This window comes from Escherichia sp. E1130 (assembly GCF_005781065.1).
Taxonomy (GTDB): Bacteria; Pseudomonadota; Gammaproteobacteria; order Enterobacterales; family Enterobacteriaceae; genus Escherichia.
In genome coordinates, this window is sequence record NZ_VATL01000027.1 from 96,772 (window position 1) to 123,143 (window position 26,372).

Below are 26,372 nucleotides of genomic sequence, written 5' to 3' on the forward strand. Positions count from 1 at the left end.
TTATTTTCCTTGATTAATTAAGACAGGAATAACCTGAGTAAAATCTTCCAGTGCCTGATGTAAATCCCACTGCTGTTCTTTATTGCCGCTGGAGCACAAAATCACTTTCAGCGATTTTAATAACCGTAATGCTGCCGCTGGCTGTTGATGGTGTTGTAAGGCAGTCACCAGTTGCATGACACAGGGGTTATTAAGATTGATATACAGACTTGAGGTTTTCGTTTTTTGGATTTGCGAGGTAAATTGCCGCGCCAGCATTAACGCTGCGGTACTGATGCGTTTATCTGCGTCATCCTGTTCGAGAATTTGTTTTAATTCTGCTTCACGGTCTGGCGTGACCACGAGCGGTAAAACCGCTGGTTCGAAGCGGGAGATAATTAATTGCTCGCCATCGCAAAGATGCTCTTCCAGATAAGCCACCTGCTCTTCGGGTAATTCCGCCAGGCTGAACAACTGCTCATTACCTGTTTGCGTACCGACTTCGATAATCCGGCAGTGATATAACAGCGCCCAACGGCGTAAAAATGGCACCACCGCATAGCGATCGCCACGGGCTACGGGCCGTTGCAGAATGTGGAACAACATCTCTTCAAAACCGCCGTCGCGGCTTAACAGAATATGAATGCTGTTATTAACGCGTAAATCCTTCGCCAGCAGCGCCCCTTTTGACGTTGGCACCTGCAAGCGATCTTTGAGCAAATCAAACAGGCGGTCATCACACAATGCCGCACCCAGCAACGCTTCGTTGTGGCGCATTAATACACGCCGCCAGATTTCTGGCTGATTTTGTGCGAGATCGGACAAACCAGAGATCAGCGCCTCTTTTAACGCTTCTTGTACCGCAACCCAGGTTTCGTCCCGCTGAAGATCTTCCCGGCTCGCCGTCGGCGTCAGTTTCGATGACTCAATCACGCCGCCAATAAATCCGGCCCAGGGCGGTAACAATTCACGCGCTTCATCATCCAGTAACATACCGCGCAAAAACAACGACAGGTTGCGGTTATCGCTGGTGCCGTAGGTCGCGCCATCCTGAATCCATAAAATCCCGACCGCGTCGCTCATTCCCGCGGGCACCACCGGAATGGTGCAAATCGGTTCGAAGGAGGATTCAAACTGCGCGGCAAAGGCGAGATTTTTACGCTGTACTAGCGCACGGTGCATGGTTACGCCTTCGGGGGCAACTTCACGCCACGGTGGTTGAAGTTTATTTACCGGCTCGCTGGCATCGCCGACATAGACCGGTTCGTGCAGCAATATGCAGTAGCGGGAAAGAACGCGGTTCAGCAAATTATTACTCGCCAGATGGCTGTACTCTTCTTTGAGCGTCAGAATCACCTGCGTTCCCGTTTCCGAGGACTGATGCGGCGTAACGGTATATTTTTGCCCGTCGGTAGAGTGGTATTTCCAGCTCTGATCCGGCGTTTGCCAGGATGTGGTCAACACCGTGACCTCTTTTGCCAGTACAAAGGCCGACAAAAAACCGAGGCCGAACATACCAATTAAACCGGTGTTGTCATCCTGCTGGCGCAACATTCGGGTATAACCCACACCTACTGTCGCCAGGAAGCCGTGTATTTCGCTTTCTGTCAGACCCGCACCGGTATCGGTAATGGTGATGGTGGACTTCGCCACGTCAGCCACCACACGAATTTGGTTATCCTTTGGCGCATCGGGCTGCTCAATCCTGCGGCGCACAATCGCATCATGGCCGTTCTGCACCAGCTCGCGCACGGCAACCACGGGTGTGGAGTAAAGATGCTTACTGAGCACCTCAATTAAGCCGTTTAAATTAACTTCTGTAGAATATGAACTGCCAGGTAACTGTAATGTACTCATTTTTCAATACTCATAATCCATCACCTACTATTGAAAATACATTGCTGTTTTTACAACCGGTGCAAGGTTTGTTATTTTCATTCACACATCGGAAACATTTATTTATTGACGCGATGATTAAAACAAAATGTTTTATATAAATAATGATTAATTCTTAAAGGATTAATGCGACTGGAGTATATCGATATAAACCGAAGTTAACGAGATAATTTCTTGTGGTGAAATATTATTTATACTCTAAATAATTCAAGTTGCAGGAAGGCGATAAGCGAGTGAATCCCCAGGAGCTTACTAAAGTAAGTGACTGGGGTGAACGAACGCAGTCGCAGCACATGCAACGTGAAGTATGACGAGTATAAATGCTGAATAATATATTGAGGATTATTTAATAGAAAAATAAAACCGCAATCCAGAATCAGAATTGCGGTATTTCTTTAATTATGAATCAAACGCTGCGGATGCGTATAAACCGTTGCCCGCCCCGGTTTACAAAAGCCCACCAGCGTCAGATTACAGCGCTCGGCCACTTCCACGGCAAGTGTGGTCGCGGCAGACACCGCAAACAAAATCTCTACGCCACACATCGCCGACTTTTGCACCATTTCATAACTGGCACGACTGGAAACCAGCACCGCACCTTGCTGCCAGCTTTCCCCTTCTTGCGCCCGGCGGCCCAGCAGTTTATCCAGCGCCACATGGCGACCCACGTCTTCATGCCCGCCGACCAGTTCGCCAGATGGCAACATCCAGGCGGCGGCGTGAGTACAACCAGTCAGTTGCCCCACTGGCTGGAAATCATTGAGATGACGTAATGCATCATCCAGTTTATTGAGATCAAACGTCTGGGTGAACGGTAGCGGCTGCACCGGTTTTCCGATGTCATTAAGTTGCTCCACGCCGCATACGCCACAGCCCGTACGTCCCGCCAGCGCCCGGCGGCGCTCCTTCAACCCCATAAAGCGGCGGCTGGAAAGCTCAATTTGTACTTCAAGACCATTACAGGAAGGAACGACATCCATGCCGAAGATATCGCGCGGGCTTTCTATAATCCCCTCGGAAAGCGAAAAACCGAGCGCAAAGTACTCAAGGTCTTTGGGCGACGCCATCATCACCACATGCGAAATACCGTTGTAGACCAGCGCAACGGGAACTTCTTCCGCCACCTCATCTAACCGTGGGTGTTGTAAATCGTCACGCCGCCATAACTCAATTTGACGAACACCTGTGATATTTGTCACATTTTTGGTTTCTTTTTGCTGTGTTTTTTTCACTTTCTCTTAACCAGATAAGAACACACACACCAACATTATGGTATTCTGTTACAAACCCTTCTTGGATGGAGGGAAATTGAGCCAATTCTGGACCTTTGCGGCCCCTTCCGCAAAGAAAAATAACTCCCACTCCCTGCACACTCAGCAAGCGAATGTAAATGGGACGTGACAATGTCGAAACAAGGAGCAATCCATGCAGGTCAGCAGAAGGCAGTTCTTTAAGATCTGCGCTGGCGGTATGGCAGGCACCACGGCAGCGGCACTGGGTTTTGCACCCAGCGTAGCACTCGCGGAAACCCGGCAGTATAAACTGCTGCGCACCCGCGAAACCCGTAATACCTGCACCTATTGTTCCGTAGGCTGTGGGCTGTTGATGTACAGCCTCGGTGACGGAGCAAAAAACGCCAAAGCATCTATCTTCCATATCGAAGGCGATCCGGATCACCCGGTCAACCGCGGTGCACTTTGTCCGAAAGGCGCTGGCCTGGTGGATTTCATCCACTCCGAAAGCCGTCTGAAGTTCCCGGAATACCGTGCGCCAGGTTCTGATAAATGGCAGCAAATCAGTTGGGAAGAGGCGTTTGATCGCATCGCCAAACTGATGAAAGAAGACCGCGATGCTAACTACATTGCGCAAAACGCCGAAGGCGTGACTGTTAACCGCTGGCTCTCCACCGGGATGCTGTGTGCTTCCGCGTCGAGTAACGAAACCGGCTATTTAACGCAAAAATTCTCCCGCGCGCTGGGTATGCTCGCGGTCGACAACCAGGCGCGTGTCTGACACGGACCAACGGTAGCAAGTCTTGCTCCAACATTTGGTCGCGGTGCGATGACCAACCACTGGGTCGACATCAAGAACGCCAACCTCGTCGTGGTGATGGGCGGTAACGCCGCTGAAGCTCACCCGGTCGGGTTCCGCTGGGCGATGGAAGCCAAAATTCACAACGGCGCGAAGCTGATTGTGATCGATCCTCGCTTTACGCGTACGGCGGCGGTGGCTGACTACTATGCCCCTATTCGTTCCGGTACTGACATTGCTTTCCTGTCAGGCGTATTGCTGTACCTGCTGAACAATGAAAAATTCAACCGCGAATACACCGAAGCCTATACCAACGCCAGCCTGATCGTGCGTGAGGATTACGGCTTTGAAGATGGCCTGTTCACCGGCTACGACGCGGAAAAACGCAAGTACGATAAATCCAGCTGGACCTACGAACTGGACGAAAACGGCTTCGCCAAACGCGATACCACGCTGCAACATCCGCGCTGCGTGTGGAACTTGCTGAAACAGCACGTTTCCCGCTACACGCCAGATGTGGTTGAAAACATCTGTGGTACGCCAAAAGACGCGTTCCTGAAAGTCTGCGAATATATCGCCGAAACCAGTGCTCACGATAAAACTGCCTCGTTCCTCTACGCGCTCGGCTGGACGCAACACTCCGTTGGCGCGCAAAACATTCGTACGATGGCGATGATCCAGCTGCTACTCGGCAATATGGGCATGGCAGGCGGCGGCGTTAACGCCCTGCGCGGTCACTCCAACATTCAGGGGCTGACGGACCTGGGGCTGCTGTCGCAGAGCCTGCCAGGTTACATGACGCTGCCAAGCGAGAAGCAGACTGATCTGCAAACCTACCTCGCCGCCAGCACGCCGAAACCGCTGCTGGAAGGACAGGTTAACTACTGGAGCAACTACCCGAAATTCTTCGTCTCCATGATGAAGGCCTTCTTTGGTGATAAAGCGACGGCGGAAAATAGCTGGGGCTTTGACTGGTTGCCGAAGTGGGATAAAGGCTACGACGTCCTGCAATACTTCGAGATGATGAAAGAGGGCAAGGTCAATGGCTATATCTGCCAGGGCTTTAACCCGGTTGCCTCATTCCCGAACAAAAACAAAGTGATCGGTTGTCTGTCGAAACTGAAGTTCCTCGTGACCATCGACCCACTGAATACTGAAACCTCCAACTTCTGGCAGAACCACGGTGAGCTGAACGAAGTTGACTCGTCGAAGATCCAGACCGAAGTGTTCCGTCTGCCATCGACCTGCTTCGCGGAAGAGAACGGTTCAATCGTTAACTCCGGTCGCTGGTTGCAGTGGCACTGGAAAGGTGCGGACGCCCCGGGGATTGCGCTGACTGACGGCGAGATCCTCTCCGGTATCTTCCTGCGCTTGCGCAAGATGTATGCCGAACAGGGTGGCGCGAACCCGGACCAGGTGCTGAACATGACCTGGAACTACGCCATTCCGCATGAGCCATCTTCAGAAGAAGTGGCGATGGAGAGTAACGGTAAGGCGCTGGCCGATATTACCGATCCGGCAACCGGTGCGGTTATCGTCAAGAAAGGCCAACAACTTAGCTCGTTCGCCCAACTGCGCGATGACGGTACGACCTCCTGTGGCTGCTGGATTTTCGCCGGTAGCTGGACGCCAGAAGGCAACCAGATGGCGCGTCGTGATAACGCCGATCCGTCTGGCCTCGGTAACACGCTGGGCTGGGCATGGGCATGGCCGCTTAACCGCCGCATTCTGTATAACCGCGCCTCCGCAGACCCGCAGGGTAACCCGTGGGATCCGAAGCGTCAGTTGCTGAAATGGGACGGCACTAAGTGGACCGGCTGGGATATTCCGGACTACAGCGCAGCGCCTCCGGGCAGTGGCGTCGGGCCGTTTATCATGCAGCAGGAAGGCATGGGACGTCTGTTTGCCCTCGATAAGATGGCGGAAGGTCCGTTCCCGGAACACTACGAGCCGTTTGAAACGCCGCTGGGGACTAACCCACTGCATCCAAACGTTATCTCGAACCCGGCTGCGCGTATCTTTAAAGACGACGCCGAAGCTCTGGGTAAAGCCGATAAGTTCCCATATGTCGGAACCACCTATCGTCTGACCGAGCACTTCCACTACTGGACCAAACACGCGCTGTTGAACGCGATTTTGCAGCCAGAGCAGTTTGTGGAAATCGGTGAGTCGCTGGCGAATAAACTTGGCATTGCCCAGGGCGATACCGTGAAAGTCTCCTCCAACCGTGGCTATATCAAAGCCAAAGCGGTGGTGACCAAACGTATTCGCACGCTGAAAGCGAACGGCAAAGATATCGATACCATCGGTATTCCAATTCACTGGGGCTATGAAGGTGTTGCAAAAAAAGGCTTTATTGCCAATACGTTAACGCCATTCGTTGGTGATGCGAACACGCAGACGCCGGAGTTTAAGTCCTTCCTTGTGAATGTGGAAAAGGTATAACGGAGACGACATATGGCTTATCAATCGCAAGACATTATTCGTCGCTCCGCGACTAACGGTCTGACCCCCGCGCCTCAGGCGCGGGACTTCCAGGAAGAAGTGGCGAAACTCATCGACGTCACCACCTGCATCGGCTGTAAAGCCTGTCAGGTGGCGTGTTCAGAGTGGAACGACATTCGCGATACCGTCGGCAATAACATTGGGGTGTACGACAACCCCAATGATTTAAGCGCCAAATCGTGGACGGTAATGCGCTTCTCGGAAGTGGAGCAGAACGACAAACTGGAATGGCTGATCCGCAAAGACGGCTGTATGCACTGTTCCGATCCAGGCTGCCTGAAAGCGTGCCCGGCGGAAGGGGCAATTATTCAGTATGCCAACGGTATCGTCGACTTCCAGTCCGAGCAGTGCATTGGCTGCGGTTATTGCATTGCGGGCTGCCCGTTCGATATTCCGCGCCTCAACCCGGAAGACAACCGCGTCTACAAATGTACGCTGTGCGTTGACCGCGTGGTGGTTGGGCAAGAGCCGGCCTGCGTGAAAACCTGCCCGACGGGTGCGATTCACTTCGGTACGAAAGAGTCGATGAAAACGCTGGCGAGCGAGCGCGTGGCTGAGCTGAAAACCCGTGGTTACGACAATGCGGGTCTGTATGATCCGGCTGGCGTTGGTGGTACACACGTCATGTACGTGCTGCACCATGCTGACAAGCCGAATCTGTATCATGGCTTGCCGGAGAACCCGGAAATCAGCCAAACCGTGAAATTCTGGAAAGGCATCTGGAAACCGCTCGCGGCTGTTGGCTTTGCGGCTACCTTTGCGGCCAGTATCTTCCACTACGTGGGTGTCGGTCCGAACCGTGCGGATGAGGAAGAGAACAATCTGCACGAAGAGAAAGACGAGGAGCGCAAATGAAACGACGTGACACCATCGTGCGCTACACCGCGCCGGAACGTATCAACCACTGGGTCACCGCCTTCTGTTTCATCCTGGCGGCGGTGAGCGGGCTGGGGTTTTTCTTCCCCTCCTTCAACTGGTTGATGCAAATCATGGGCACACCGCAGCTGGCGCGCATTCTGCACCCGTTTGTCGGCGTGGTTATGTTTGCCTCGTTCATCATCATGTTTTTCCGTTACTGGCATCACAACCTAATCAATCGGGATGATATCTTTTGGGCGAAGAATATTCGTAAGATCGTCGTCAACGAGGAAGTAGGTGACACCGGGCGTTATAACTTCGGTCAGAAATGCGTTTTCTGGGCGGCGATTATTTTCCTGGTCCTGCTGCTGGTGAGCGGCGTGATTATCTGGCGTCCTTATTTTGCGCCTGCTTTCTCAATCCCGGTGATCCGATTCGCGTTAATGCTGCATTCATTTGCCGCAGTGGCGTTAATTGTGGTTATCATGGTGCATATCTACGCCGCCCTTTGGGTGAAAGGCACGATTACCGCCATGGTGGAAGGATGGGTTACCAGCGCCTGGGCGAAGAAACATCACCCGCGCTGGTACCGTGAGGTCCGCAAGACAACGGAAAAGAAAGCTGAATGAGTATTCGCATAATCCCGCAAGATGAGCTGGGTTCGAGCGAGAAACGTACGGCGGATATGATTCCGCCGTTATTGTTCCCTCGGCTCAAAAATTTATACAACCGCCGCGCCGAGCGTCTGCGCGAGCTGGCAGAAAATAATCCGCTGGGTGATTACCTGCGCTTTGCTGCGCTTATCGCCCACGCCCAGGAAGTGGTGCTGTACGACCATCCGCTGGAGATGGATCTGACCGCGCGCATTAAAGAAGCCAGCGCACAGGGCAAGCCACCGCTGGATATTCACGTTCTGCCGCGTGATAAGCACTGGCAAAAACTGCTGATGGCTCTGATTGCTGAACTGAAACCTGAAATGAGCGGCCCGGCGCTGGCGGTGATTGAGAATCTGGAGAAGGCATCGACCCAGGAGCTGGAAGATATGGCCAGCGCACTGTTTGCCTCTGATTTCTCTTCCGTCAGCAGCGATAAAGCGCCGTTTATCTGGGCTGCACTGTCGCTCTACTGGGCGCAGATGGCCAATCTGATCCCCGGCAAAGCCCGCGCTGAATACGGCGAACAGCGTCAATATTGCCCGGTTTGTGGTTCTATGCCGGTATCCAGCATGGTGCAAATTGGCACCACTCAGGGGCTGCGTTACCTGCACTGCAACCTGTGTGAAACCGAATGGCACGTGGTGCGCGTAAAATGCAGCAACTGCGAGCAGAGCGGCAAACTGCACTACTGGTCGCTGGATGACGAACAGGCCGCGATTAAAGCCGAAAGCTGCGATGACTGCGGCACTTACCTGAAGATTCTTTATCAGGAAAAAGAGCCGAAAGTTGAAGCCGTGGCAGATGACCTCGCCTCTCTGGTACTGGACGCGCGAATGGAGCAAGAAGGCTACGCCCGCAGTTCCATTAACCCGTTCCTGTTTCCGGGTGAAGGGGAATAATCTCTGACGTTTTCCGGGTGGCGCTGGTCGCCCGGATTACAGCTCATAGGGTGTGACGACACCTGCTATTCCCGCAAAACCTCTCGTATTTTGCGAGGCGTTTTCCAGATATGATGTAACAGTTGCAGTTATTATAAGTTCAGGTAAAACAATCTTGTATTAATACCAGAATAAGGGCATCTGGTTTTTTATATTCAAGAATAAAAAATTTTTGTCATTCCTTATGCTCCTTACACTGATCATCAACACCTACTGTCTCCCCCCTTTGCCTGCCACCCTTTGCTTTACGCACCGGAAATTGCTGATGCTCCAGATATTGCTCTACCGCTTCGCGTAAAATTGCAGATCGTGAAACCTTACGCCAGCCCCTAAGCTTGTTCAGCCGTTTAATTGCCTCTTCTGATAAATGAAGAAAAACCGTATTCATCGCCATTGCCACCACCTTACATATATTACTCATTAATGTATGTGCGAAAATTACGCCGGAAAATCATTAAAAAAAAGCGGATTTTTGCATGTTGTTTTGTTTTTGCGAGACGCTTTCCAGATTTTTCACGCCCGTGAATTTCCCTGTATCCATCCAGCAAAAACGGGCGTATAAAGCTGTACATTCATACAGCAAAACGAGTTCTACTATGGCACTGGAAAAAGGAATTGCAGAGTTAGTCGCAGAGTTTATCGCTGCGGGTCGCCCCTCATCGCGTCAACAAAGTATTGCGCAACGCAGGGAGGGCTATATCGCCAGCGCTGTCCTTGCGGGTGAGACAGAAACGCGGGTAGATATTCAGACTATCGAACTTGAAGGGATGACCTTACGAATAGTGTCACCGCTGAATGCCCCGACATTACTCCCGACGATAATTTATTACTACGGTGGCTGTTTTGTTAGCGGCGGGTTCGCAACTCACGACAACCAGCTGCGCCAGTTAGCCTATTACGGGCAATGTCGGGTTATTGCCGTCCAGTATCGGCTGGCACCGGAACATACTTTCCCCGCCGCCCATGATGATGCGCAACGAGGTGCAGAATTAGTCTGGCAGCACGCCGAACAACTCGGCGTTGATAAACAACGGATAACCCTTGCAGGCGACAGCGCAGGTGGGCATCTGGCGCTGGTGACCGCTTTGCGATTAAAGCGTGCTGGCAACTGGCAACCGGCACACCTCATTTTAATTTATCCCATGCTTGATGCGACTGCGCATTTCGAAAGCTATATCCGCAATGGTCACGATTACATCATTACACGCGATACTCTACTGAGCGGCTTTGAGATGTACCTGCCAGATATTGATCGCAAGCATCCTGAAGCCAGTCCTCTATGGCGCGATGATTTTAATGGCTTGCCGCCTGTTCATATCATTACCGCAGAATATGATCCGCTTTGTGATGAAGGCGAAGCGTTGTATCACCGCATGACAGGGCAAGGAGTGCAATGTACCTGCCAACGCTACCCTGGCGTTATCCACGGATTTTTTCAGTTAGGTGGTATCAGTGAGGCCGCGCGATCGGCACTACGGGATGTTGCCTGGAGAGCGGGAGGGTAACTTCGGACCTGGGCCCTGAAAAGGTTTTCAGATTGAAAACCTTTTCAGTCAAGTAAAACGCCCCTACTCTTCTTCGTTCCCGCCCTCTTCATACGGGCCAAATGGCTTCGCGGGCAGAACGATATACGTGCCTTCAAACACTGCACCCGGCGTCTCATCGCCAAAGATTTCGACCTGCATCTGCACGCGCGCTTTTCGTCCGCGCGCCAGACGGTCAAGATCGCCGCTTAACGCACCAAGGTCGGCTACCGCATGGGGTTTGCCGCTAATCGGCTTGCTGTAGCGGATATGCGCATCGGCAAGAATAATCGTTCCGCCGAGATGGCGTTCGCGCAGCATCAACCAGATTAGCCCCCAACCGGTGAGCGTTGCCAGAGAGAATAAACTCCCGGCAAACAACGTATGGTGCGGATTCTGATTGCCGGTTTCCGGCATGGTGGTGATAAATTTTTGCCCGGTATATTGCTGAATGCGCACGCCCATTTTTTCACTCAGCGGGATATGTTCGTACCACGCTTGTTGCAACTGCGCGCACCAGTCGCCGCGATGCAGAATGTCATCCAGAGTGGCGACGGGTTTAATCATCAAAAAATGGCGGATTGGCGTGGTGGTTGGCGTGGTGATCTCTCCCTGATTAACAAATCCCAGTTTGGCAAAAAACTCTACTGCGTCTTCGCGGGCGCTACAGGTCACGCGCTTAACGCCTTCCTGGCGCGCTACAGACTCCAGGGTCATCGCCATCAGCGTTCCCAGCCCTTTGTCCTGCACGTCGGGATGAACGGCCATAAAGCGAATGGACGCTTCGTTATCGGCATTAATATACAGCCGCCCTACTGCCACCAGATTACCCTGCTCGTCGACGACCATCTGGTGATGCGCCATCGCATCCCACGCGTCGCGTTCCGAACCTTTTGGTTGATGCAGGGGTTTACGCAACATCTCCCAGCGGAACTGATAGTAGCGCTCTAATTCTTCTTCTGTTTGTGGAACCCGAAGGTGATACATAGCGATACTCTCTCTTGTTTCCCGTGACACCCCTGGAAGCTGGCTCATACCTGCAACCAGAATGTCACGGGACCATCATTGACCAGCGATACCTGCATATCCGCAGCGAAGCGTCCTGTTTGCGTGTTCATCTCCTGCTGACGGCAGCGTTCGACGAAATAGTCATATAACGCCTCTGCGCGATCCGGTGATGCGCCTTTGGAGAAGCTTGGGCGCATCCCTCGTTCGGTATCTGCGGCAAGGGTAAACTGGGAAACTACCAGCACACTGCCGCCCGCCTGTTGCACGTTGAGATTCATCTTGCCTTCGGCATCGCTAAAAATGCGATAGCCGAGCACACGCTCGCACAGACGGTTTGCTTTCTGTTCGTCGTCATCCTTTTCGACACCCAATAACACCAAAAGTCCCGCGCCAATTTCGCCCGTCACTTCTCCCTCCACGGTGACGCTGGCACGGGTTACGCGTTGAATTAATGCAATCATGGTTCGTCGTCTTCTTCTTGTTCAGCTGCTTGTTTTAGTTTGCGGTATTCCCCGAGAGTGACAGTAATTTCCGCGCCAAGCAAGACGATACACCATGTCCAGTAGACCCAGACAAAGAGAATGGGTATCACCGCCAGCACGCCGTAAATGAGCTGATATGACGGGAACATGGTGATATAAAGCGCGAAACCTTTCTTTCCTGCTTCGAACAGGAGCGCAGCAACAAACGCGCCGACAATCGCGTCGCGGTTGGGTACGCGGATGGTGGGAACGATGCTGTAAAGCAACCAAAAGGAGATCCACGACAACAGCAGCGGAAAAATACGCAGCACATTGTCGATGACAGTATTGAGATCGCTCGCCCAGCGCAGGGAGAGCAGATAGGAACTGATCGCCAGACTGGCCCCCGCCAACAGCGGCCCTAACGTCAGGATCATCCAGTACACAGCAAAAGAGTAAATTTTTGGCCGTACCCGTTTACTTCGCCAGATGGCATTCAATGCACTATCAATGGAATACATCAACAATAACGCCGTGACGATCAGGCCACATGCCCCGACGGCGGTCATCTTGTTGGAATTGGCAACAAACTGTTCAATATATTGCTGGATAACGTCGCCAGTGGCAGGCAGAAAGTTGGCAAAAATAAAGTGACGCAACTGAATGCTGACGTCGGAAAACATGGGAAAAGCGGCGAAAAGCGCAAAAACAACGGCAACCAGCGGCACTAATGAGAGCAACGACACATAGGCAAGATTACCTGCCAGGGTGGTCATGTTGTCCTCATTAATGCGTTGCCAGAGTAGTTTCAGCCAGGCCCATAGCGGACGGGTACGATACCTGGCTTTTTCATGGATGGTTTTTAGCATAACACCTTCGCGAAATAGTCCGGGATGGTGGTTTTATCTTTCACCAGAATACTGGTAATGCCTAGCTGATTTGCTCCTTCTATATTATCGGCGTTATCGTCGAAAAAGACTGTATCGCTGGGTGAAAAACCTTCCACCTGTAAAACATGCTGGTAAATTCGTGCTTCAGGTTTGCGCATGCCCAGATCTTGCGAAAGATAGATATGGTCAGCAGCATCACGGATTTCCGGGTATTCCTCCGGCCAGAAGGTGGTATGCAGGCGGTTGGTATTGGAAAGCACCACCACGCGATGCCCCTGCTCACGCAGTTTATGCATGATGGCGATCACTTCCGGGCGCAGCGCGACAAACACCGCCTGCCAGCCGTGGGAGAACTGCTCGTAGCTTAGCGGTAGAGCCATCTCATGGCACATCGCCTCTGCGAACGCTTCGTCGCTAATTTCCCCGCGCTCATGCTGATGAAACGCCTCCCCCATATGAAAACTCTTCTTAAGCGATGCCAGCGGAATACGCGTTAAATCGCTCCAGGTTCCCAGCACACGGTTAAAGTCGATATCGACAATCACATTACCTAAATCAAAGATATAGAGCATTTTTGCCTCCTTTCTCGCCACAAGAAATTAACTGTAGCGGGAAAGGATGGGTTTGGCTATGTGACAATAAGGGTAATCTTGTGATGCTGATTGCGAAAAAGCAGAGTAATTTCACTGGCTTTTTCGCAATAGATGAATGGTTAAGATTCAGGTGTAAATTGCCAATGGGTTTCAATGAGCAGTGGCTTATCTGGTGCCGCTAATTCCGGCCTTAGTTGCCTGGGTAAGTGGATTAACACAGGTGGCATCGGGCTGTTTATCAAATACCACCAGACTGTTTGCAGAAGAAGTCATGGTCATCACGAGTTTACCAGGCCACAGTAACTTAACCTTCATCCCGTCATAAAAGACAAAACAGTCGTCCCAAGGGCCAGCTCAATCAGTCTGGTGCAAAAAATTTTGTTTTGCTGGATACGGGCTACGGTTGATAAGGCTGGTATTGTTTTCAATGGCCGGATTAAACACATCCGGCCATTAATCAAGCTTCAGCCGCCAGCATCTCTTTCTTACGTTGACTAATTCGCTTAACCAGCATTACGGAAACCACCGCACCACAGAATGCGAAGCAGGCCATAATGCCAAACACGATTTTGTAGCCAATAATCCCCGGATTTAAATCCAGAATGTAGCCATACAGACTGAAGCAGAACATCGCCGGGGCGTAACCGATAAAGCTACCCAACGCCATCGCCGCGCCTGTTTTATTTTCAGCAATTTTTGCTTCGCCGATAGGTGCAAAGAATACGGCGCGCTGCGTAAAGACAATCGCGCCAAAGCCCAGCGTACACGCCATCCCTAAATAGACCGGCATGCTTTCGTGCGGCAGCATAATCAACAGTACGAGCGCAGCGGTACTGATGATAAAGGTGTAGCATAGATATTTACTCGGTGATTTCAGGATCTTATCTGAAATCATGCCACCAATCGGTCCACCGATCATTTTCAGACAGTATTGGTTAATGATGCCGTAAGCCCCCACCAGCGCAACGGGTAGCAGATAGATGTTTTTCAGGAATGGAATGAAGAATGTCAGGCCACAGTAAACCGCGTAAACGAAGAAGACGTTGAAAGCGATAAGCCAAATGGTTTTGTCTCTCAGCACCGAAGTCATACTGGTGTTTTGCGATGCTTCGTCTTCTTTTTTCACCTCCACGGACGGTGCCTCTTCTTTGTCATTCAGTACAAAGAAAATGATAATGCCCACGGCAATCACAATAAGGGAATAGAACCAGATACCCGCTTTAAAGCCCAACAAGCCACTGCCAAACCAGGTAAATACTGCCAACGCAGAAAATGCCACCACGGTATCAACAATGCCACGCCCTGTTTCGAAGAAGCCAAACAAACGACCTTGTTGTTCGCTATTGCCCAGTCGACTTACCGACTTGAGCAAGACCGGCCAGTTCATCATGTCGCAGGTAACGCCAAATAGCGCCCAGACAAAGAGGATGCCCCAATAACCTGGCATTGTCGTCAAATAAACACCCAGTAATCCCGTCGCAATGAGGGAGAATGACATGGTGTATCTGCGCGGTAGTTTATCGGCAAAATAAATAGACAGAAAAAAGCCCACTGTGGTGACAAATGAGTTTACCGACATAGCATTACCAATTTGACCATTAGTCAAATGGAAATATTCCTGCATCGGGATATAAAACGCATCTTTCAGCGACGGTAATTTATAAATTGTACCGCCACACAGTGTTAATAGACTAAATAACGCCCATTTCTTTTTCGTGAGCATAACATCCCCTAAGCGATTTTTAAAATCACTGTTTTAAAGGCAATAAGATATCGACCATTCTTATGGAATGGTTTTATTAACTGCGTATGGGTTAAAACTTATTAGTGGTTCAGAAGATGGCTTGCCTCTTGTTTGATTTGTTGTAGTACGTTACGCACATGATTTATCTGATTAATTGCATCTTCTTTTTCTTTACGTAACCGCGCATCCAGTAAATGATTTTCTGGTAGTGGTGTTTCACTCATCTGGCGATAAGGGATCCACGGATTATCATCTTCGTCTTCAAAGCGGAACGCCGGAGCATAATAATCAACCTCTTCTTCCAGGCCATATGCCGTCACCTGCGGCTCATCATCGCCCAGGCAGATAAGGTGCGTTAATAACGCTTTGAATGGCATATCTCCCTGACCTGAAATACAGGCTTTATGGCCCAGACCACCCTGTTCTTTAACAATCAATGCATCTTTGATATGCACCTGGGTAATATGCGGCGCCATCGTTTTTAAAGCGTCCATGGGATGCTCATTTGCATTGATCATGTTCGCAAAATCAAACAGTAAGGAAAGAGATTCCATCTCACTTTCTTTGACCAGCGACACCAGCTCATGGCTTTTTAAATCTTCATGCTGCTCGATCGTAAAAGTCAGGCCGCTGTCCTGATACGTTTCCCGTACATAGGCAATATCGTTAGCGATGATCGATAATACGTCGCGCAAATTACCTTCATAACGTGGATAAAAACGTACGGACGATGCCCCAGTTTTCAACGCGATGGCGACGGCTTCGTCAATAGATGCCTTATCTGAGGCGCTAGTTTCAATATGAATATCAAGGTTCAGACGGCGGGCTTTATCACCAAAGGCAGAGAGTTCTTTATCGTCCATATTGCCAAGAGAAAAACGCTCGCCATCCAGAACATGAATTTTGACGCCCCGCAGATTATTTTCACTCGCGATATCAAGTAAATCAGCAGGCAACACTCTTTCCAGCCGCATATTTAAATGAAAGGCATAGGCATGTAAATAAAGAGGAAGAGTGTCGACACGTTGTAGAATCTTTCTTGCGTTATTTATTGTCACCATAAAACACCTACAGATTAATGATGAGGTCTACGGCCTCAAATCGCCAATATTCAATATCTATCTGGACAATATTGCCTTGCTGGTCGGCGCGATGCTTTTCAATTAAGATCGCAGGCATACCCGCAGAACCGCCAAGATACTTGCTGATATCGCCCGGCATTCTGACGGGTTTGAAAATCAATTTTTTTACTACCGTCTCTTTTTGGTAGCACTTTTCCCAGACTGCAGAAAATGAGTGGTTTTCAAGTTGTTCAATAAAACCTGGGGCAACTTCAGGATTAATATATGTTTCGTGATAGAAAACTTTATGTCCTTCCAGCGCCCCCCAACCGGTAATGCGGTAGAGTTCGGTTGACGGCGTCACTGCAATCAGTGGCATGAGCGTTTCAGGAATGTCGCGGGTACGTTTTTTCTCAGTAAATCCCCAGGAAGGTTCCCGCCCTTGTTCAATAGCGGCCCGCTGAAAGCTCGCCGACAGCTCCGGGCTGTAATTAAATCGCGGTTGAGTCACGAACCAACCTTTACGATCCTTACGGAAGATTTTGGATTCTGCCTCGAGGTTCAGCAACGCCTGGCGCAGCGTCATACGTTTAATGCCCAGCAGCTCTCCCAGCTCTCTTTCTGAAGGGAGTTTTCCACCTGGCGTGGTGATGCCATCTTTTAACCACCGATCCAGTTTCTCTTTTGCATTTTCTACGGTGGATTGATTTCCCGTCATTGTTTAATCCTTTTGGTTTAAACCAGATGAGGCATCTTACGCTTACGCCAAAAAAGAAAGCAATTAACGGCGCATGACTTTGCAGATAATTGTGACAAAGCTCTCTATTGACGTAACCACAGACTTATAAGGGAGATACTCGCATTGGTGAGCGCTCACGACAGGCAAAAAAAAACCTGCCATCGCTGGCAGGTTTTTTATGACTGAAAAGCGAAATTAATCGTCTTTCGGTGCGCGGTTAGCGCGACGACGATCGTTTTCCGTCAGGTGACGTTTACGAATACGGATAGAGGTCGGAGTCACTTCTACCAGTTCGTCATCATCGATGAACTCCAGAGCTTGTTCCAGAGTCATGCGGATAGGCGGAACCAGAACAACGGCTTCGTCAGTACCGGAAGCACGCATGTTGGTCAGTTTCTTACCGGTCAGGCAGTTTACAGTCAGGTCGTTAGAGCGGCTGTGAATACCGATAATCTGACCTTCGTAAACTTCTGCACCGTGACCGAGGAACAGCTTACCGCGATCTTGCAGACCGAACAGCGCGAACGCTACCGCTTTACCCTGACCGTTAGAGATCAGTACGCCGTTCTGACGCTGGCCTACTTCACCCGGACGAACGTCGTCGTAGTGGCTGAAGGTGGAGTACAGCAGACCTGTACCGGAAGTCATGGTCATGAACTCAGAACGGAAGCCGATCAGACCACGGCTTGGGATCACGTAGTCGAGACGTACGCGGCCTTTACCGTCTGGATTCATGTTTTTCAGGTCGCCTTTACGTTCGCCCAGCGCCTGCATCACAGAACCCTGATGCTGTTCTTCAACGTCCAGAGTCACGTTTTCATACGGCTCTTGTTTACGGCCGTCGATTTCACGGAAGATAACTTTCGGACGGGATACCGCCAGTTCGAAACCTTCACGACGCATGTTTTCGATCAGAACAGACAGGTGCAGTTCGCCACGACCAGAAACGCGGAACGCATCGGCGTCTTCGGTTTCTTCTACGCGCAGCGCAACGTTGTGTACCAGTTCTTTGTTCAGACGGTCCAGGATCTGACGAGACGTTACGAACTTACCTTCTTTACCGCAGAACGGCGAGGTGTTAACGCAGAAGAACATAGAAACGGTCGGCTCATCAACGGAGAGTGCCGGCAGCGCTTCAACGTTTTGCGTGTCGCAAACGGTGTCAGAAATGTTCAGTTCGCCCAGGCCCGTGATCGCCACGATATCGCCAGCTTCCGCCAGATCGGTTTCGATACGTTCCAGACCGAGGTGGCCCAGCACTTTACCGACTTTCGCGTTGCGGGTTTTGCCTTCGCTATCGATGATAGTAACTTGCTGGTTCGGCTTCACTTTACCGCGCTTGATGCGGCCAATGCCGATAACACCAACATAGCTGTTGTAATCGAGCTGAGAAATCTGCATCTGGAACGGACCGTCAAGGTCTACGTCCGGCGCAGGAACGTGGTCAATAATCGCCTGATACAGCGGGGTCATGTCTTCCGCCATATCTTCGTGGTCCAGACCCGCGATACCGTTCAGCGCAGAAGCGTAAACGATCGGGAAGTCCAGCTGCTCGTCGGTCGCGTCGAGGTTAACGAACAGGTCGAATACCTGATCCACAACCCAGTCAGGACGCGCGCCAGGGCGGTCAACTTTGTTGATAACAACAATCGGCTTCAGGCCGTAAGCAAACGCTTTTTTGGTTACGAAGCGCGTTTGCGGCATCGGGCCGTCAAATGCGTCAACCACCAGCAGCACTGAGTCTACCATGGACATTACACGTTCAACTTCACCACCGAAGTCGGCGTGCCCCGGGGTATCAACGATATTGATACGGTAATCATTCCATTTGATAGCGGTGTTTTTCGCGAGGATGGTAATCCCACGCTCTTTCTCCAAATCGTTGGAGTCCATCACGCGCTCTTGGGTTTCGGCACGAGAGTCGAACGTACCGGATTGTTGGAGCAGCTTGTCTACCAGGGTGGTTTTACCATGGTCGACGTGCGCGATGATGGCGATATTACGCAATTTTTCGATCACAACTTTGCCTCAGGCATTAGAAATAGCGCGTTATTGTACACGGATTAATCGCACTACAAAACAGGATCACAAACATCCTCCGCAAACAAGTATTGCAGAGTCCCTTTGTGATCGCTTTCACGGAGCATAAAAAGGGTTATCCAAAGGTCATTGCACCAACATGGTGCTTAATGTTTCCATTGAAGCACTATATTGGTGCAACATTCACATCATGGTGCAGCCCTTTTGCACGATGTTAAGCATGATAACGCCTTTTAGGGGCAATTTAAAAGTTGGCACAGATTTCGCTTTATCTTTTTTACGGCGACACGGCCAAAATAATTGCAGATTTCGTTACCACGACGACAATGACCAATCCAGGAGAGTTAAAGTATGTCCGCTGAACACGTACTGACGATGCTGAACGAGCACGAAGTGAAGTTTGTTGATTTGCGCTTCACCGATACCAAAGGTAAAGAACAGCACGTCACTATCCCTGCTCATCAGGTGAATGCTGAATTCTTCGAAGAAGGCAAAATGTTTGACGGCTCCTCGATTGGTGGCTGGAAAGGCATTAACGAATCCGACATGGTGCTGATGCCAGACGCATCCACCGCAGTGATTGACCCGTTCTTCGCCGACTCTACCCTGATTATCCGTTGCGACATCCTTGAACCTGGCACCCTGCAAGGCTATGACCGTGACCCGCGCTCTATTGCGAAGCGCGCCGAAGATTACCTGCGTTCTACTGGCATTGCCGACACCGTACTGTTCGGGCCAGAACCAGAATTCTTCCTGTTCGATGACATCCGTTTCGGATCATCTATCTCCGGTTCTCACGTTGCTATCGACGATATCGAAGGTGCATGGAACTCCTCCACCCAATACGAAGGTGGTAACAAAGGTCACCGTCCGGCAGTGAAAGGCGGTTACTTCCCGGTGCCTCCGGTAGACTCTGCTCAGGATATCCGTTCTGAAATGTGTCTGGTGATGGAACAGATGGGTCTGGTGGTTGAAGCCCATCACCACGAAGTAGCGACTGCTGGTCAGAACGAAGTGGCTACCCGCTTCAATACCATGACCAAAAAAGCCGACGAAATTCAGATCTACAAATATGTTGTGCACAACGTAGCGCACCGCTTCGGTAAAACCGCGACCTTTATGCCAAAACCGATGTTCGGTGATAACGGCTCCGGTATGCACTGCCACATGTCGCTGTCTAAAAACGGCGTTAACCTGTTCGCGGGCGACAAATACGCAGGTCTGTCTGAACAGGCGCTGTACTACATTGGCGGCGTAATCAAACACGCTAAAGCGATTAACGCCCTGGCAAACCCAACCACCAACTCTTATAAGCGTCTGGTCCCGGGCTACGAAGCACCGGTCATGCTGGCTTACTCTGCGCGTAACCGTTCTGCGTCTATCCGTATTCCGGTGGTTTCTTCTCCGAAAGCACGTCGTATCGAAGTCCGTTTCCCGGACCCGGCGGCTAACCCGTACCTGTGCTTTGCTGCCCTGCTGATGGCCGGTCTTGATGGCATCAAAAACAAGATCCATCCGGGCGAAGCCATGGACAAAAACCTGTATGACCTGCCGCCAGAAGAAGCGAAAGAGATCCCACAGGTTGCAGGCTCTCTGGAAGAAGCACTGAACGAACTGGATCTGGACCGCGAGTTCCTGAAAGCCGGTGGCGTGTTCACTGATGAAGCGATCGATGCGTACATCGCTCTGCGTCGCGAAGAAGATGACCGCGTGCGTATGACTCCGCATCCGGTAGAGTTTGAGCTGTACTACAGCGTCTAAGTGTTTTAGTTGCCGTGGAAACTTTTCGCCTGTCTCTGGCAGGCTTGGGATCGATGGCAAGCACATCACGCCGGATGCGACGCAAATGCGTCTTATCCGGCCTACACGGTGATGATGTGGTAGGCCGGAGCAGGTGAAGTCGCTCTTCAACGTGAAGTTTGTCAGCTATCTGTAGCCCATCTCTGCATGGGCTTTTTTCTCCGTAACTTCTGTGATGCTTCGCGCTTTTTATCCGTAAAAAGCTATAATGCACTAAAATGGTGCAACCTGTTCAGGAGACTGCTTTATGGCAACAGGCACGCAGCCCGATGCTGGGCAGATCCTCAACTCGCTGATTAACAGTATTTTGTTAATTGATGACAATCTGGCGATCCATTACGCCAACCCCGCCGCGCAACAACTGCTCGCCCAAAGCTCCCGCAAATTGTTTGGTACGCCATTACCGGAACTGTTGAGCTACTTCTCATTAAATATCGAGCTGATGCAAGAAAGTCTGGAGGCGGGACAAGGTTTTACCGATAACGAAGTGACGCTGGTCATCGACGGTCGCTCGCATATCCTTTCTGTGACGGCTCAGCGCATGCCAGACGGCATGATCCTGCTGGAGATGGCACCGATGGATAACCAGCGCCGCTTAAGTCAGGAACAGCTACAACACGCCCAGCAGGTTGCTGCCCGTGATTTAGTACGTGGCCTGGCGCATGAGATTAAAAATCCGCTTGGCGGTTTACGTGGCGCGGCACAGCTGCTCAGCAAAGCATTACCTGACCCGTCACTGCTGGAATATACCAAAGTGATTATCGAACAGGCGGACCGGCTGCGAAATCTGGTCGACCGTCTGTTGGGGCCGCAGCTGCCCGGTACGCGCGTTACCGAAAGTATTCACAAAGTGGCTGAACGCGTGGTGACGCTGGTGTCGATGGAACTGCCCGACAACGTGCGGTTGATTCGTGATTACGACCCCAGCCTGCCGGAACTGGCGCACGACCCGGATCAAATTGAGCAAGTGCTGCTGAATATTGTGCGCAATGCGCTACAGGCGCTGGGGCCGGAAGGCGGTGAAATCATTCTGCGTACCCGCACCGCGTTTCAACTGACCTTACACGGCGAGCGCTATCGGCTGGCGGCGCGGATTGATGTGGAAGATAACGGGCCGGGCATTCCGCCTCATTTGCAGGATACGCTGTTTTACCCGATGGTCAGCGGCCGCGAAGGTGGCACCGGGCTTGGCTTATCCATCGCCCGTAATTTGATTGATCAGCATTCAGGCAAAATTGAATTTACCAGTTGGCCAGGTCATACCGAGTTCTCGGTTTACCTGCCTATCAGGAAATAAAGGTGACGTTTATGCAACGAGGGATAGTCTGGGTAGTCGATGACGATAGTTCCATCCGTTGGGTGCTTGAACGTGCGCTCGCTGGGGCAGGTTTAACCTGTACGACGTTTGAGAACGGCGCGGAGGTGCTGGAAGCACTGGCGAGCAAAACGCCGGATGTGCTGCTGTCGGATATCCGTATGCCGGGAATGGACGGGCTGGCGCTGCTCAAGCAGATTAAACAGCGCCATCCGATGCTTCCGGTCATCATTATGACCGCACATTCAGATCTGGATGCCGCCGTTAGCGCCTATCAGCAAGGGGCGTTTGATTATCTGCCTAAACCGTTTGATATCGACGAAGCCGTGGCGCTGGTTGAGCGCGCCATCAGTCATTACCAGGAACAGCAGCAGCCGCGTAATGTTCAGCTTAACGGCCCAACGACCGATATCATCGGCGAAGCGCCAGCCATGCAGGACGTGTTCCGTATTATCGGTCGGCTTTCGCGTTCTTCCATTAGCGTGCTGATCAACGGCGAATCCGGCACCGGTAAAGAGCTGGTCGCTCATGCCCTGCATCGCCACAGCCCGCGCGCCAAAGCGCCGTTTATCGCGCTCAATATGGCGGCTATCCCGAAGGATTTGATCGAATCAGAACTGTTCGGTCACGAAAAAGGCGCGTTTACCGGTGCGAATACCATTCGTCAGGGGCGTTTTGAACAGGCCGATGGCGGCACATTATTCCTCGATGAAATTGGCGATATGCCGCTGGATGTGCAGACGCGTTTGCTGCGCGTGCTGGCAGACGGTCAGTTTTATCGCGTTGGCGGCTATGCGCCGGTGAAAGTGGATGTGCGGATTATCGCTGCGACCCACCAGAATCTCGAACAGCGGGTGCAGGAAGGCAAGTTCCGTGAGGATTTGTTCCACCGCCTGAACGTTATCCGTGTTCATCTGCCGCCGCTGCGTGAGCGTCGGGAAGATATTCCCCGTCTGGCACGCCATTTTTTACAAGTTGCCGCTCGCGAGCTGGGCGTAGAAGCAAAGTTGCTGCATCCGGAAACTGAAGCCGCTCTGACGCGTCTGGCGTGGCCAGGCAACGTGCGCCAGCTGGAAAACACCTGCCGCTGGCTAACGGTAATGGCTGCCGGACAGGAAGTGCTGATTCAGGATTTGCCTGGCGAACTGTTTGAATCAACCGTACCGGAAAGCACTTCACAAATGCAGCCGGACAGTTGGGCAACGCTGTTAGCACAGTGGGCAGATCGGGCGCTACGTTCCGGTCATCAAAACTTGCTGTCTGAAGCGCAACCAGAGTTGGAGCGGACATTACTGACTACCGCGTTGCGACATACGCAGGGGCATAAACAGGAAGCAGCGCGCTTACTTGGCTGGGGGCGTAACACCCTGACGCGTAAGTTAAAAGAGCTTGGAATGGAGTGATTCAGGCTCGCCATGTAAAGATTGATTATTGAGCGCAAATTGCTGTTATTTTGCGCTTTACTGTTCCGGTAAGTTCAGTATGATCATGCCCGAAAAACGGGGGGAGTGTCATTATGCTGGAATCAATAATTAATCTGCTATCAAGTGGCGCAGTTAACAGCCACACGCCGCAAACTGCCGTTGCTGCTGTGCTGTGTGCCGCAATGATTGGGCTGTTTAGCTGAGTTTCAGATTGCTGATGAAGTGCTCTTTGTTCATGCCGGATGCGGCGTGAACGCCTTATCCGGCCTACAAAAGCAATAATTTCAACAGGTTTTGCAGGCCTGATAAGCGTAGCGCATCAGGCAACCTTGTTCTCAGTGTATTGATGGCGCTTTCGTTTATCACCGTAGTAAACGAAGCGCCATTCACTATTTAAATCACCCGTGAGAACTGCTGCATTCGCGCTTTCTGGCGCAGATAAGTATCAAAGCACATGCAAATGTTGCGGATCAGCAAGCGACCTTTCGCCGTCACCTGAATTCCCTTCTCATCCACATCCACCAGCCCGTCTTCTGCTAATGGGGCGAGCAGCTTGAGATCTTCCGCAAAGTAATCAGCGAAGTGCAAATCCCACTGTTGCTCAATGGGGGCGTAATCCAGACGGAAGTTGCAGATGAGCGACTTAATCACATCGCGGCGAATACAGTCATCGCGCGTTAGCGCAATACCACGCCACAGCGCATTGCCTTGTTCATCCACCTGCTGATAGTACTGCTTCAACTCTTTCTGGTTCTGCGCGTAGCAGTCACCAATCATGCTGATGGCGGAAACGCCCATCCCAAGCAGATCGGTATCGCCCTGGGTGGTGTAGCCCTGGAAGTTACGATGCAGCACGCCTTCACGTTGGGCCACCGCCAGCTCGTCATCCGGGCGGGCAAAGTGATCCATACCGATAAACTGATAGCCCGATTGTGTCAGGAAGGCGATGGTTTCCTGCAGAATATCGAGTTTTTGTTGCGGACTCGGCAAGTCAGCATCTTTGATTTTGCGCTGGGCGGCAAAAATAGTTGGCAGATGCGCGTAGTTAAAGACGCTCAGACGGTCAGGGTTCAGTTCCGCCACGCGTTTCAGGGTAAAGGCGAAACTCTCCGGCGTCTGTTTCGGCAGGCCGTAAATCAGGTCAATGTTGGTGGAGGTAAAGCCAATCTCACGCGCATGGTTAAGCAGCGCAAAGATGAACTCTTCATCCTGCTCGCGGTTAACCAGACGCTGTACTTCTTTGTTGAAGTCCTGCACGCCCATGCTCAGGCGGTTAAAGCCTTCCGCGCGTAAATGATCCAGTACATCCAGTTCGATTTCGCGCGGATCGACTTCGATCGAGATTTCCGCATCGGCATTGAACTGGAAGTTTTCGCGCAACAGCTTCATCAGGCGGCTGATTTGCGCTTTATTCAGGTATGTTGGCGTTCCACCGCCCCAGTGCAGCTGGCTCACCTTGCGCCCGGCAAAAAGCGGTGCACGATGGACGATTTCTTGCTCAAGCACGTCCAGATACTGGTCGGCCTTGTGCTGCTGACGAGTCACAATCTTGTTGCAACCGCAGAAGTAGCAAAGTTTGTGGCAGAACGGAATATGTACGTAGAGAGATAAGGGACGCTCAGGGTAGCGCGCCACGGCTTGTAAAAACGCCTGTTCGCCGAAGTCTTCTGAAAACTCCAGCGCGGTCGGGTACGAGGTGTATCGTGGCCCGGAATAGTTATATTTCTGGATCAGGGCCAGGTCCCAGTCGATTTGCTGTACAGACATGCTCACTCCTTCCGATGGCGTCTCTGGCGGCTACGGCGTACCGGCGGATGCCCGTTTCGGGTCATCAGCCGGTTGCGCAGCCACTTTTGTCGCCGCGACAACCGCTGTAGTTTAACGAATAACCACACCAGATAACATATAACCGGAAGGGTTATCAGCAGAACGGGAAGGCCCATGCAGGCAATCCGTTAGTTGCCCCGCAGCAGACGCATCATGTCTTCTTGCTTCTCGTCTTCTTCCTCTTCTTCGTCGTCGTCATAAGAGAGGCCGAGTTTCTGCATCAGCTCATCAATACGATCCAGCTTGGCATCTACCCAGGATTGCTCTTCGGCACTCAGGGTTTCGCCTGCTTCCAGACGTTCCAGCAGCGCATCCAGACGCTCATCTGTCTCCAGTAACTCCAACTCCGCCTGCGGTGAAAGCATAGGTTTCTCACTCTTCGGTTTGTGCTGTTTGGTGACTTTTTCAGTCACGCCCAATGGAATAGGGGTTTTACTGCCAATACGTGGATCTTTCGGTGCATTCTGGCCCTTGCTACCCGAAGTAGCGCTACCGCCCGCTGCGCGGCTGCCTGGTGCATGACCACGGCGTTTTTTCTGGCGCTTGCGATCACGAGCTTCCTGATTCAGCTCTTCGCGGGTTTTACGACGCGCTTTTGCATGACCCTTGCTGCGTGAGTTTGAAGATGATGGTTTCATATCAATTCGTCTTTTAGCCGTTTTATTTAGTATAGATTTGCGGCGGAATCTAACAGAAAGCAAGCAAAGAAAAAAGGCGACAGATTACTCTGTCGCCTTTTTTCCTGACTCACAACCCTTAACGGGTCTTACAATCCTTGCAGGCCGCCAACACACCCTGTTTTTCCATTAGCCGGAACATTCCGTGTTGATTCCATTTCCCTTTAGTGACGTCTCCGGACGTTTGTCTTCCTGACAATCCTCTGTCTTCGCCTCCTGGCGCTCCTGACCCTCATCCTGAGTCATTGTTCCTGTTAGCGTCCTCGCTCTATGGGTGCTACTTTACGCTTCTGTGTTAAACAAACAATAAACTATCATCAGTATTTACTCATTTTCAGATTATTGTATAAAACTAATCACATGATTTATTTAGCCTATTTGACATGTGTCGCAGAAATTTCTCTTCG

Annotated in this window: 22 protein-coding genes and 2 pseudogenes; 9 read left to right on the forward strand and 15 right to left on the reverse strand. The window is 51.4% G+C overall.

Features of this window, described 5'->3' with window-relative positions:
- Window positions 1-1,836 carry an ATP-binding protein gene (locus FEK66_RS21605; RefSeq protein WP_000105778.1) on the reverse strand — a complete coding sequence of 612 codons (1,836 nt, stop codon included), beginning with the start codon at window positions 1,834-1,836 and terminating at the stop codon, window positions 1-3.
- Between the two features lie 434 nt (window positions 1,837-2,270).
- Entirely contained in the window at window positions 2,271-3,107 is an 837-nt protein-coding gene (gene fdhD, locus FEK66_RS21610; protein ID WP_135408289.1) for a formate dehydrogenase accessory sulfurtransferase FdhD, read from the reverse strand.
- Between the two features lie 193 nt (window positions 3,108-3,300).
- On the opposite strand from fdhD, the gene fdnG reads away from it, so the two are divergent.
- The 4 genes from fdnG to fdhE are packed head-to-tail and all read left to right on the forward strand — an operon-like array spanning window position 3,301 to window position 8,824.
- Window positions 3,301-6,351, forward strand: a complete 3,051-nt coding sequence (gene fdnG / locus FEK66_RS21615) for a formate dehydrogenase-N subunit alpha (RefSeq protein WP_130209998.1) — start codon at window positions 3,301-3,303, stop codon at window positions 6,349-6,351.
- A gap of 12 nt (window positions 6,352-6,363) precedes the next feature.
- Window positions 6,364-7,266, forward strand: a complete 903-nt coding sequence (gene fdoH, locus FEK66_RS21620) for a formate dehydrogenase O subunit beta (protein ID WP_000331381.1) — start codon at window positions 6,364-6,366, stop codon at window positions 7,264-7,266.
- A complete protein-coding gene (gene fdoI / locus FEK66_RS21625; RefSeq protein WP_130209996.1) occupies window positions 7,263-7,898 on the forward strand; it encodes a formate dehydrogenase cytochrome b556 subunit in 636 nt (211 codons plus the stop codon). The genes fdoH and fdoI overlap by 4 nt, the downstream gene beginning before the upstream one ends.
- On the forward strand, window positions 7,895-8,824 hold the full coding sequence (fdhE, locus tag FEK66_RS21630; RefSeq protein WP_000027708.1) for a formate dehydrogenase accessory protein FdhE: 930 nt from the start codon (window positions 7,895-7,897) through the stop codon (window positions 8,822-8,824). Before fdoI ends, fdhE begins: the two co-directional genes overlap by 4 nt.
- A 214-nt stretch (window positions 8,825-9,038) precedes the next feature.
- On the opposite strand, the gene FEK66_RS21635 is transcribed toward fdhE, so the two are convergent.
- Complete coding sequence (locus FEK66_RS21635) at window positions 9,039-9,257, reverse strand: CopG family transcriptional regulator (protein ID WP_130260093.1); 219 nt, start codon at window positions 9,255-9,257, stop codon at window positions 9,039-9,041.
- A 202-nt stretch (window positions 9,258-9,459) separates the two neighbouring features.
- Here FEK66_RS21635 and FEK66_RS21640 point away from each other — a divergent pair, with 202 nt between their 5' ends.
- Window positions 9,460-10,368 (forward strand): alpha/beta hydrolase, encoded by a 909-nt coding sequence (locus FEK66_RS21640; protein ID WP_135495355.1) that lies wholly within the window; start codon window positions 9,460-9,462, stop codon window positions 10,366-10,368.
- 63 nt (window positions 10,369-10,431) lie between these two features.
- On the opposite strand, the gene fabY is transcribed toward FEK66_RS21640, so the two are convergent.
- The 9 genes and pseudogenes from fabY to typA all read right to left on the reverse strand — a co-directional run bounded on the left by fabY (window position 10,432) and on the right by typA (window position 18,901).
- Window positions 10,432-11,373: a fatty acid biosynthesis protein FabY gene (gene fabY, locus FEK66_RS21645; protein ID WP_001297068.1), complete on the reverse strand. Its 942-nt coding sequence runs from the start codon at window positions 11,371-11,373 to the stop codon at window positions 10,432-10,434.
- Between the two features lie 44 nt (window positions 11,374-11,417).
- On the reverse strand, window positions 11,418-11,855 hold the full coding sequence (gene dtd, locus FEK66_RS21650; RefSeq protein ID WP_000560983.1) for a D-aminoacyl-tRNA deacylase: 438 nt from the start codon (window positions 11,853-11,855) through the stop codon (window positions 11,418-11,420).
- A complete protein-coding gene (locus FEK66_RS21655; RefSeq protein WP_130209986.1) occupies window positions 11,852-12,724 on the reverse strand; it encodes a virulence factor BrkB family protein in 873 nt (290 codons plus the stop codon). Before FEK66_RS21655 ends, dtd begins: the two co-directional genes overlap by 4 nt.
- A complete protein-coding gene (gene yihX / locus FEK66_RS21660) occupies window positions 12,718-13,317 on the reverse strand; it encodes a glucose-1-phosphatase (protein ID WP_130209984.1) in 600 nt (199 codons plus the stop codon). Before yihX ends, FEK66_RS21655 begins: the two co-directional genes overlap by 7 nt.
- A 140-nt stretch (window positions 13,318-13,457) precedes the next feature.
- Window positions 13,458-13,692: pseudogene (locus FEK66_RS21665) on the reverse strand (aldose 1-epimerase); the annotation flags it as partial.
- Window positions 13,693-13,795: 103 nt separating this feature from the next.
- Window positions 13,796-15,061 (reverse strand): MFS transporter, encoded by a 1,266-nt coding sequence (locus FEK66_RS21670; RefSeq protein WP_135495356.1) that lies wholly within the window; start codon window positions 15,059-15,061, stop codon window positions 13,796-13,798.
- Between the two features lie 101 nt (window positions 15,062-15,162).
- A complete protein-coding gene (locus FEK66_RS21675) occupies window positions 15,163-16,143 on the reverse strand; it encodes a TIM barrel protein (RefSeq protein ID WP_135495357.1) in 981 nt (326 codons plus the stop codon).
- Between the two features lie 7 nt (window positions 16,144-16,150).
- Complete coding sequence (locus FEK66_RS21680) at window positions 16,151-16,861, reverse strand: GntR family transcriptional regulator (RefSeq protein ID WP_130209978.1); 711 nt, start codon at window positions 16,859-16,861, stop codon at window positions 16,151-16,153.
- A 216-nt stretch (window positions 16,862-17,077) separates the two neighbouring features.
- Window positions 17,078-18,901, reverse strand: coding sequence for a ribosome-dependent GTPase TypA (gene typA / locus FEK66_RS21685; RefSeq protein ID WP_001514692.1), 1,824 nt, complete (start codon window positions 18,899-18,901; stop codon window positions 17,078-17,080).
- A 372-nt stretch (window positions 18,902-19,273) separates the two neighbouring features.
- Here typA and glnA point away from each other — a divergent pair, with 372 nt between their 5' ends.
- From glnA to FEK66_RS21710, 4 genes are all read left to right on the forward strand, one after another.
- Window positions 19,274-20,683 (forward strand): glutamate--ammonia ligase, encoded by a 1,410-nt coding sequence (gene glnA / locus FEK66_RS21690; RefSeq protein ID WP_001271717.1) that lies wholly within the window; start codon window positions 19,274-19,276, stop codon window positions 20,681-20,683.
- A gap of 286 nt (window positions 20,684-20,969) precedes the next feature.
- A complete protein-coding gene (glnL, locus tag FEK66_RS21700) occupies window positions 20,970-22,019 on the forward strand; it encodes a nitrogen regulation protein NR(II) (RefSeq protein ID WP_000190577.1) in 1,050 nt (349 codons plus the stop codon).
- 11 nt (window positions 22,020-22,030) lie between these two features.
- Window positions 22,031-23,440 (forward strand): nitrogen regulation protein NR(I), encoded by a 1,410-nt coding sequence (gene glnG, locus FEK66_RS21705; protein ID WP_088563506.1) that lies wholly within the window; start codon window positions 22,031-22,033, stop codon window positions 23,438-23,440.
- Window positions 23,441-23,553: 113 nt separating this feature from the next.
- On the forward strand, window positions 23,554-23,664 hold the full coding sequence (locus FEK66_RS21710) for a YshB family small membrane protein (protein ID WP_064527982.1): 111 nt from the start codon (window positions 23,554-23,556) through the stop codon (window positions 23,662-23,664).
- Between the two features lie 190 nt (window positions 23,665-23,854).
- Here the strand turns inward: FEK66_RS21710 and hemN are convergent, their stop codons facing one another.
- The 3 genes and pseudogenes from hemN to FEK66_RS21730 form a co-directional block, all read right to left on the reverse strand.
- Window positions 23,855-25,228: an oxygen-independent coproporphyrinogen III oxidase gene (hemN, locus tag FEK66_RS21715; protein WP_130209974.1), complete on the reverse strand. Its 1,374-nt coding sequence runs from the start codon at window positions 25,226-25,228 to the stop codon at window positions 23,855-23,857.
- 188 nt (window positions 25,229-25,416) lie between these two features.
- Complete coding sequence (gene yihI / locus FEK66_RS21720; RefSeq protein WP_130209972.1) at window positions 25,417-25,926, reverse strand: Der GTPase-activating protein YihI; 510 nt, start codon at window positions 25,924-25,926, stop codon at window positions 25,417-25,419.
- Window positions 25,927-26,044: 118 nt separating this feature from the next.
- Window positions 26,045-26,211, reverse strand: a pseudogene (locus FEK66_RS21730) (hypothetical protein).
- Window positions 26,212-26,372 lie beyond the last annotated feature (161 nt).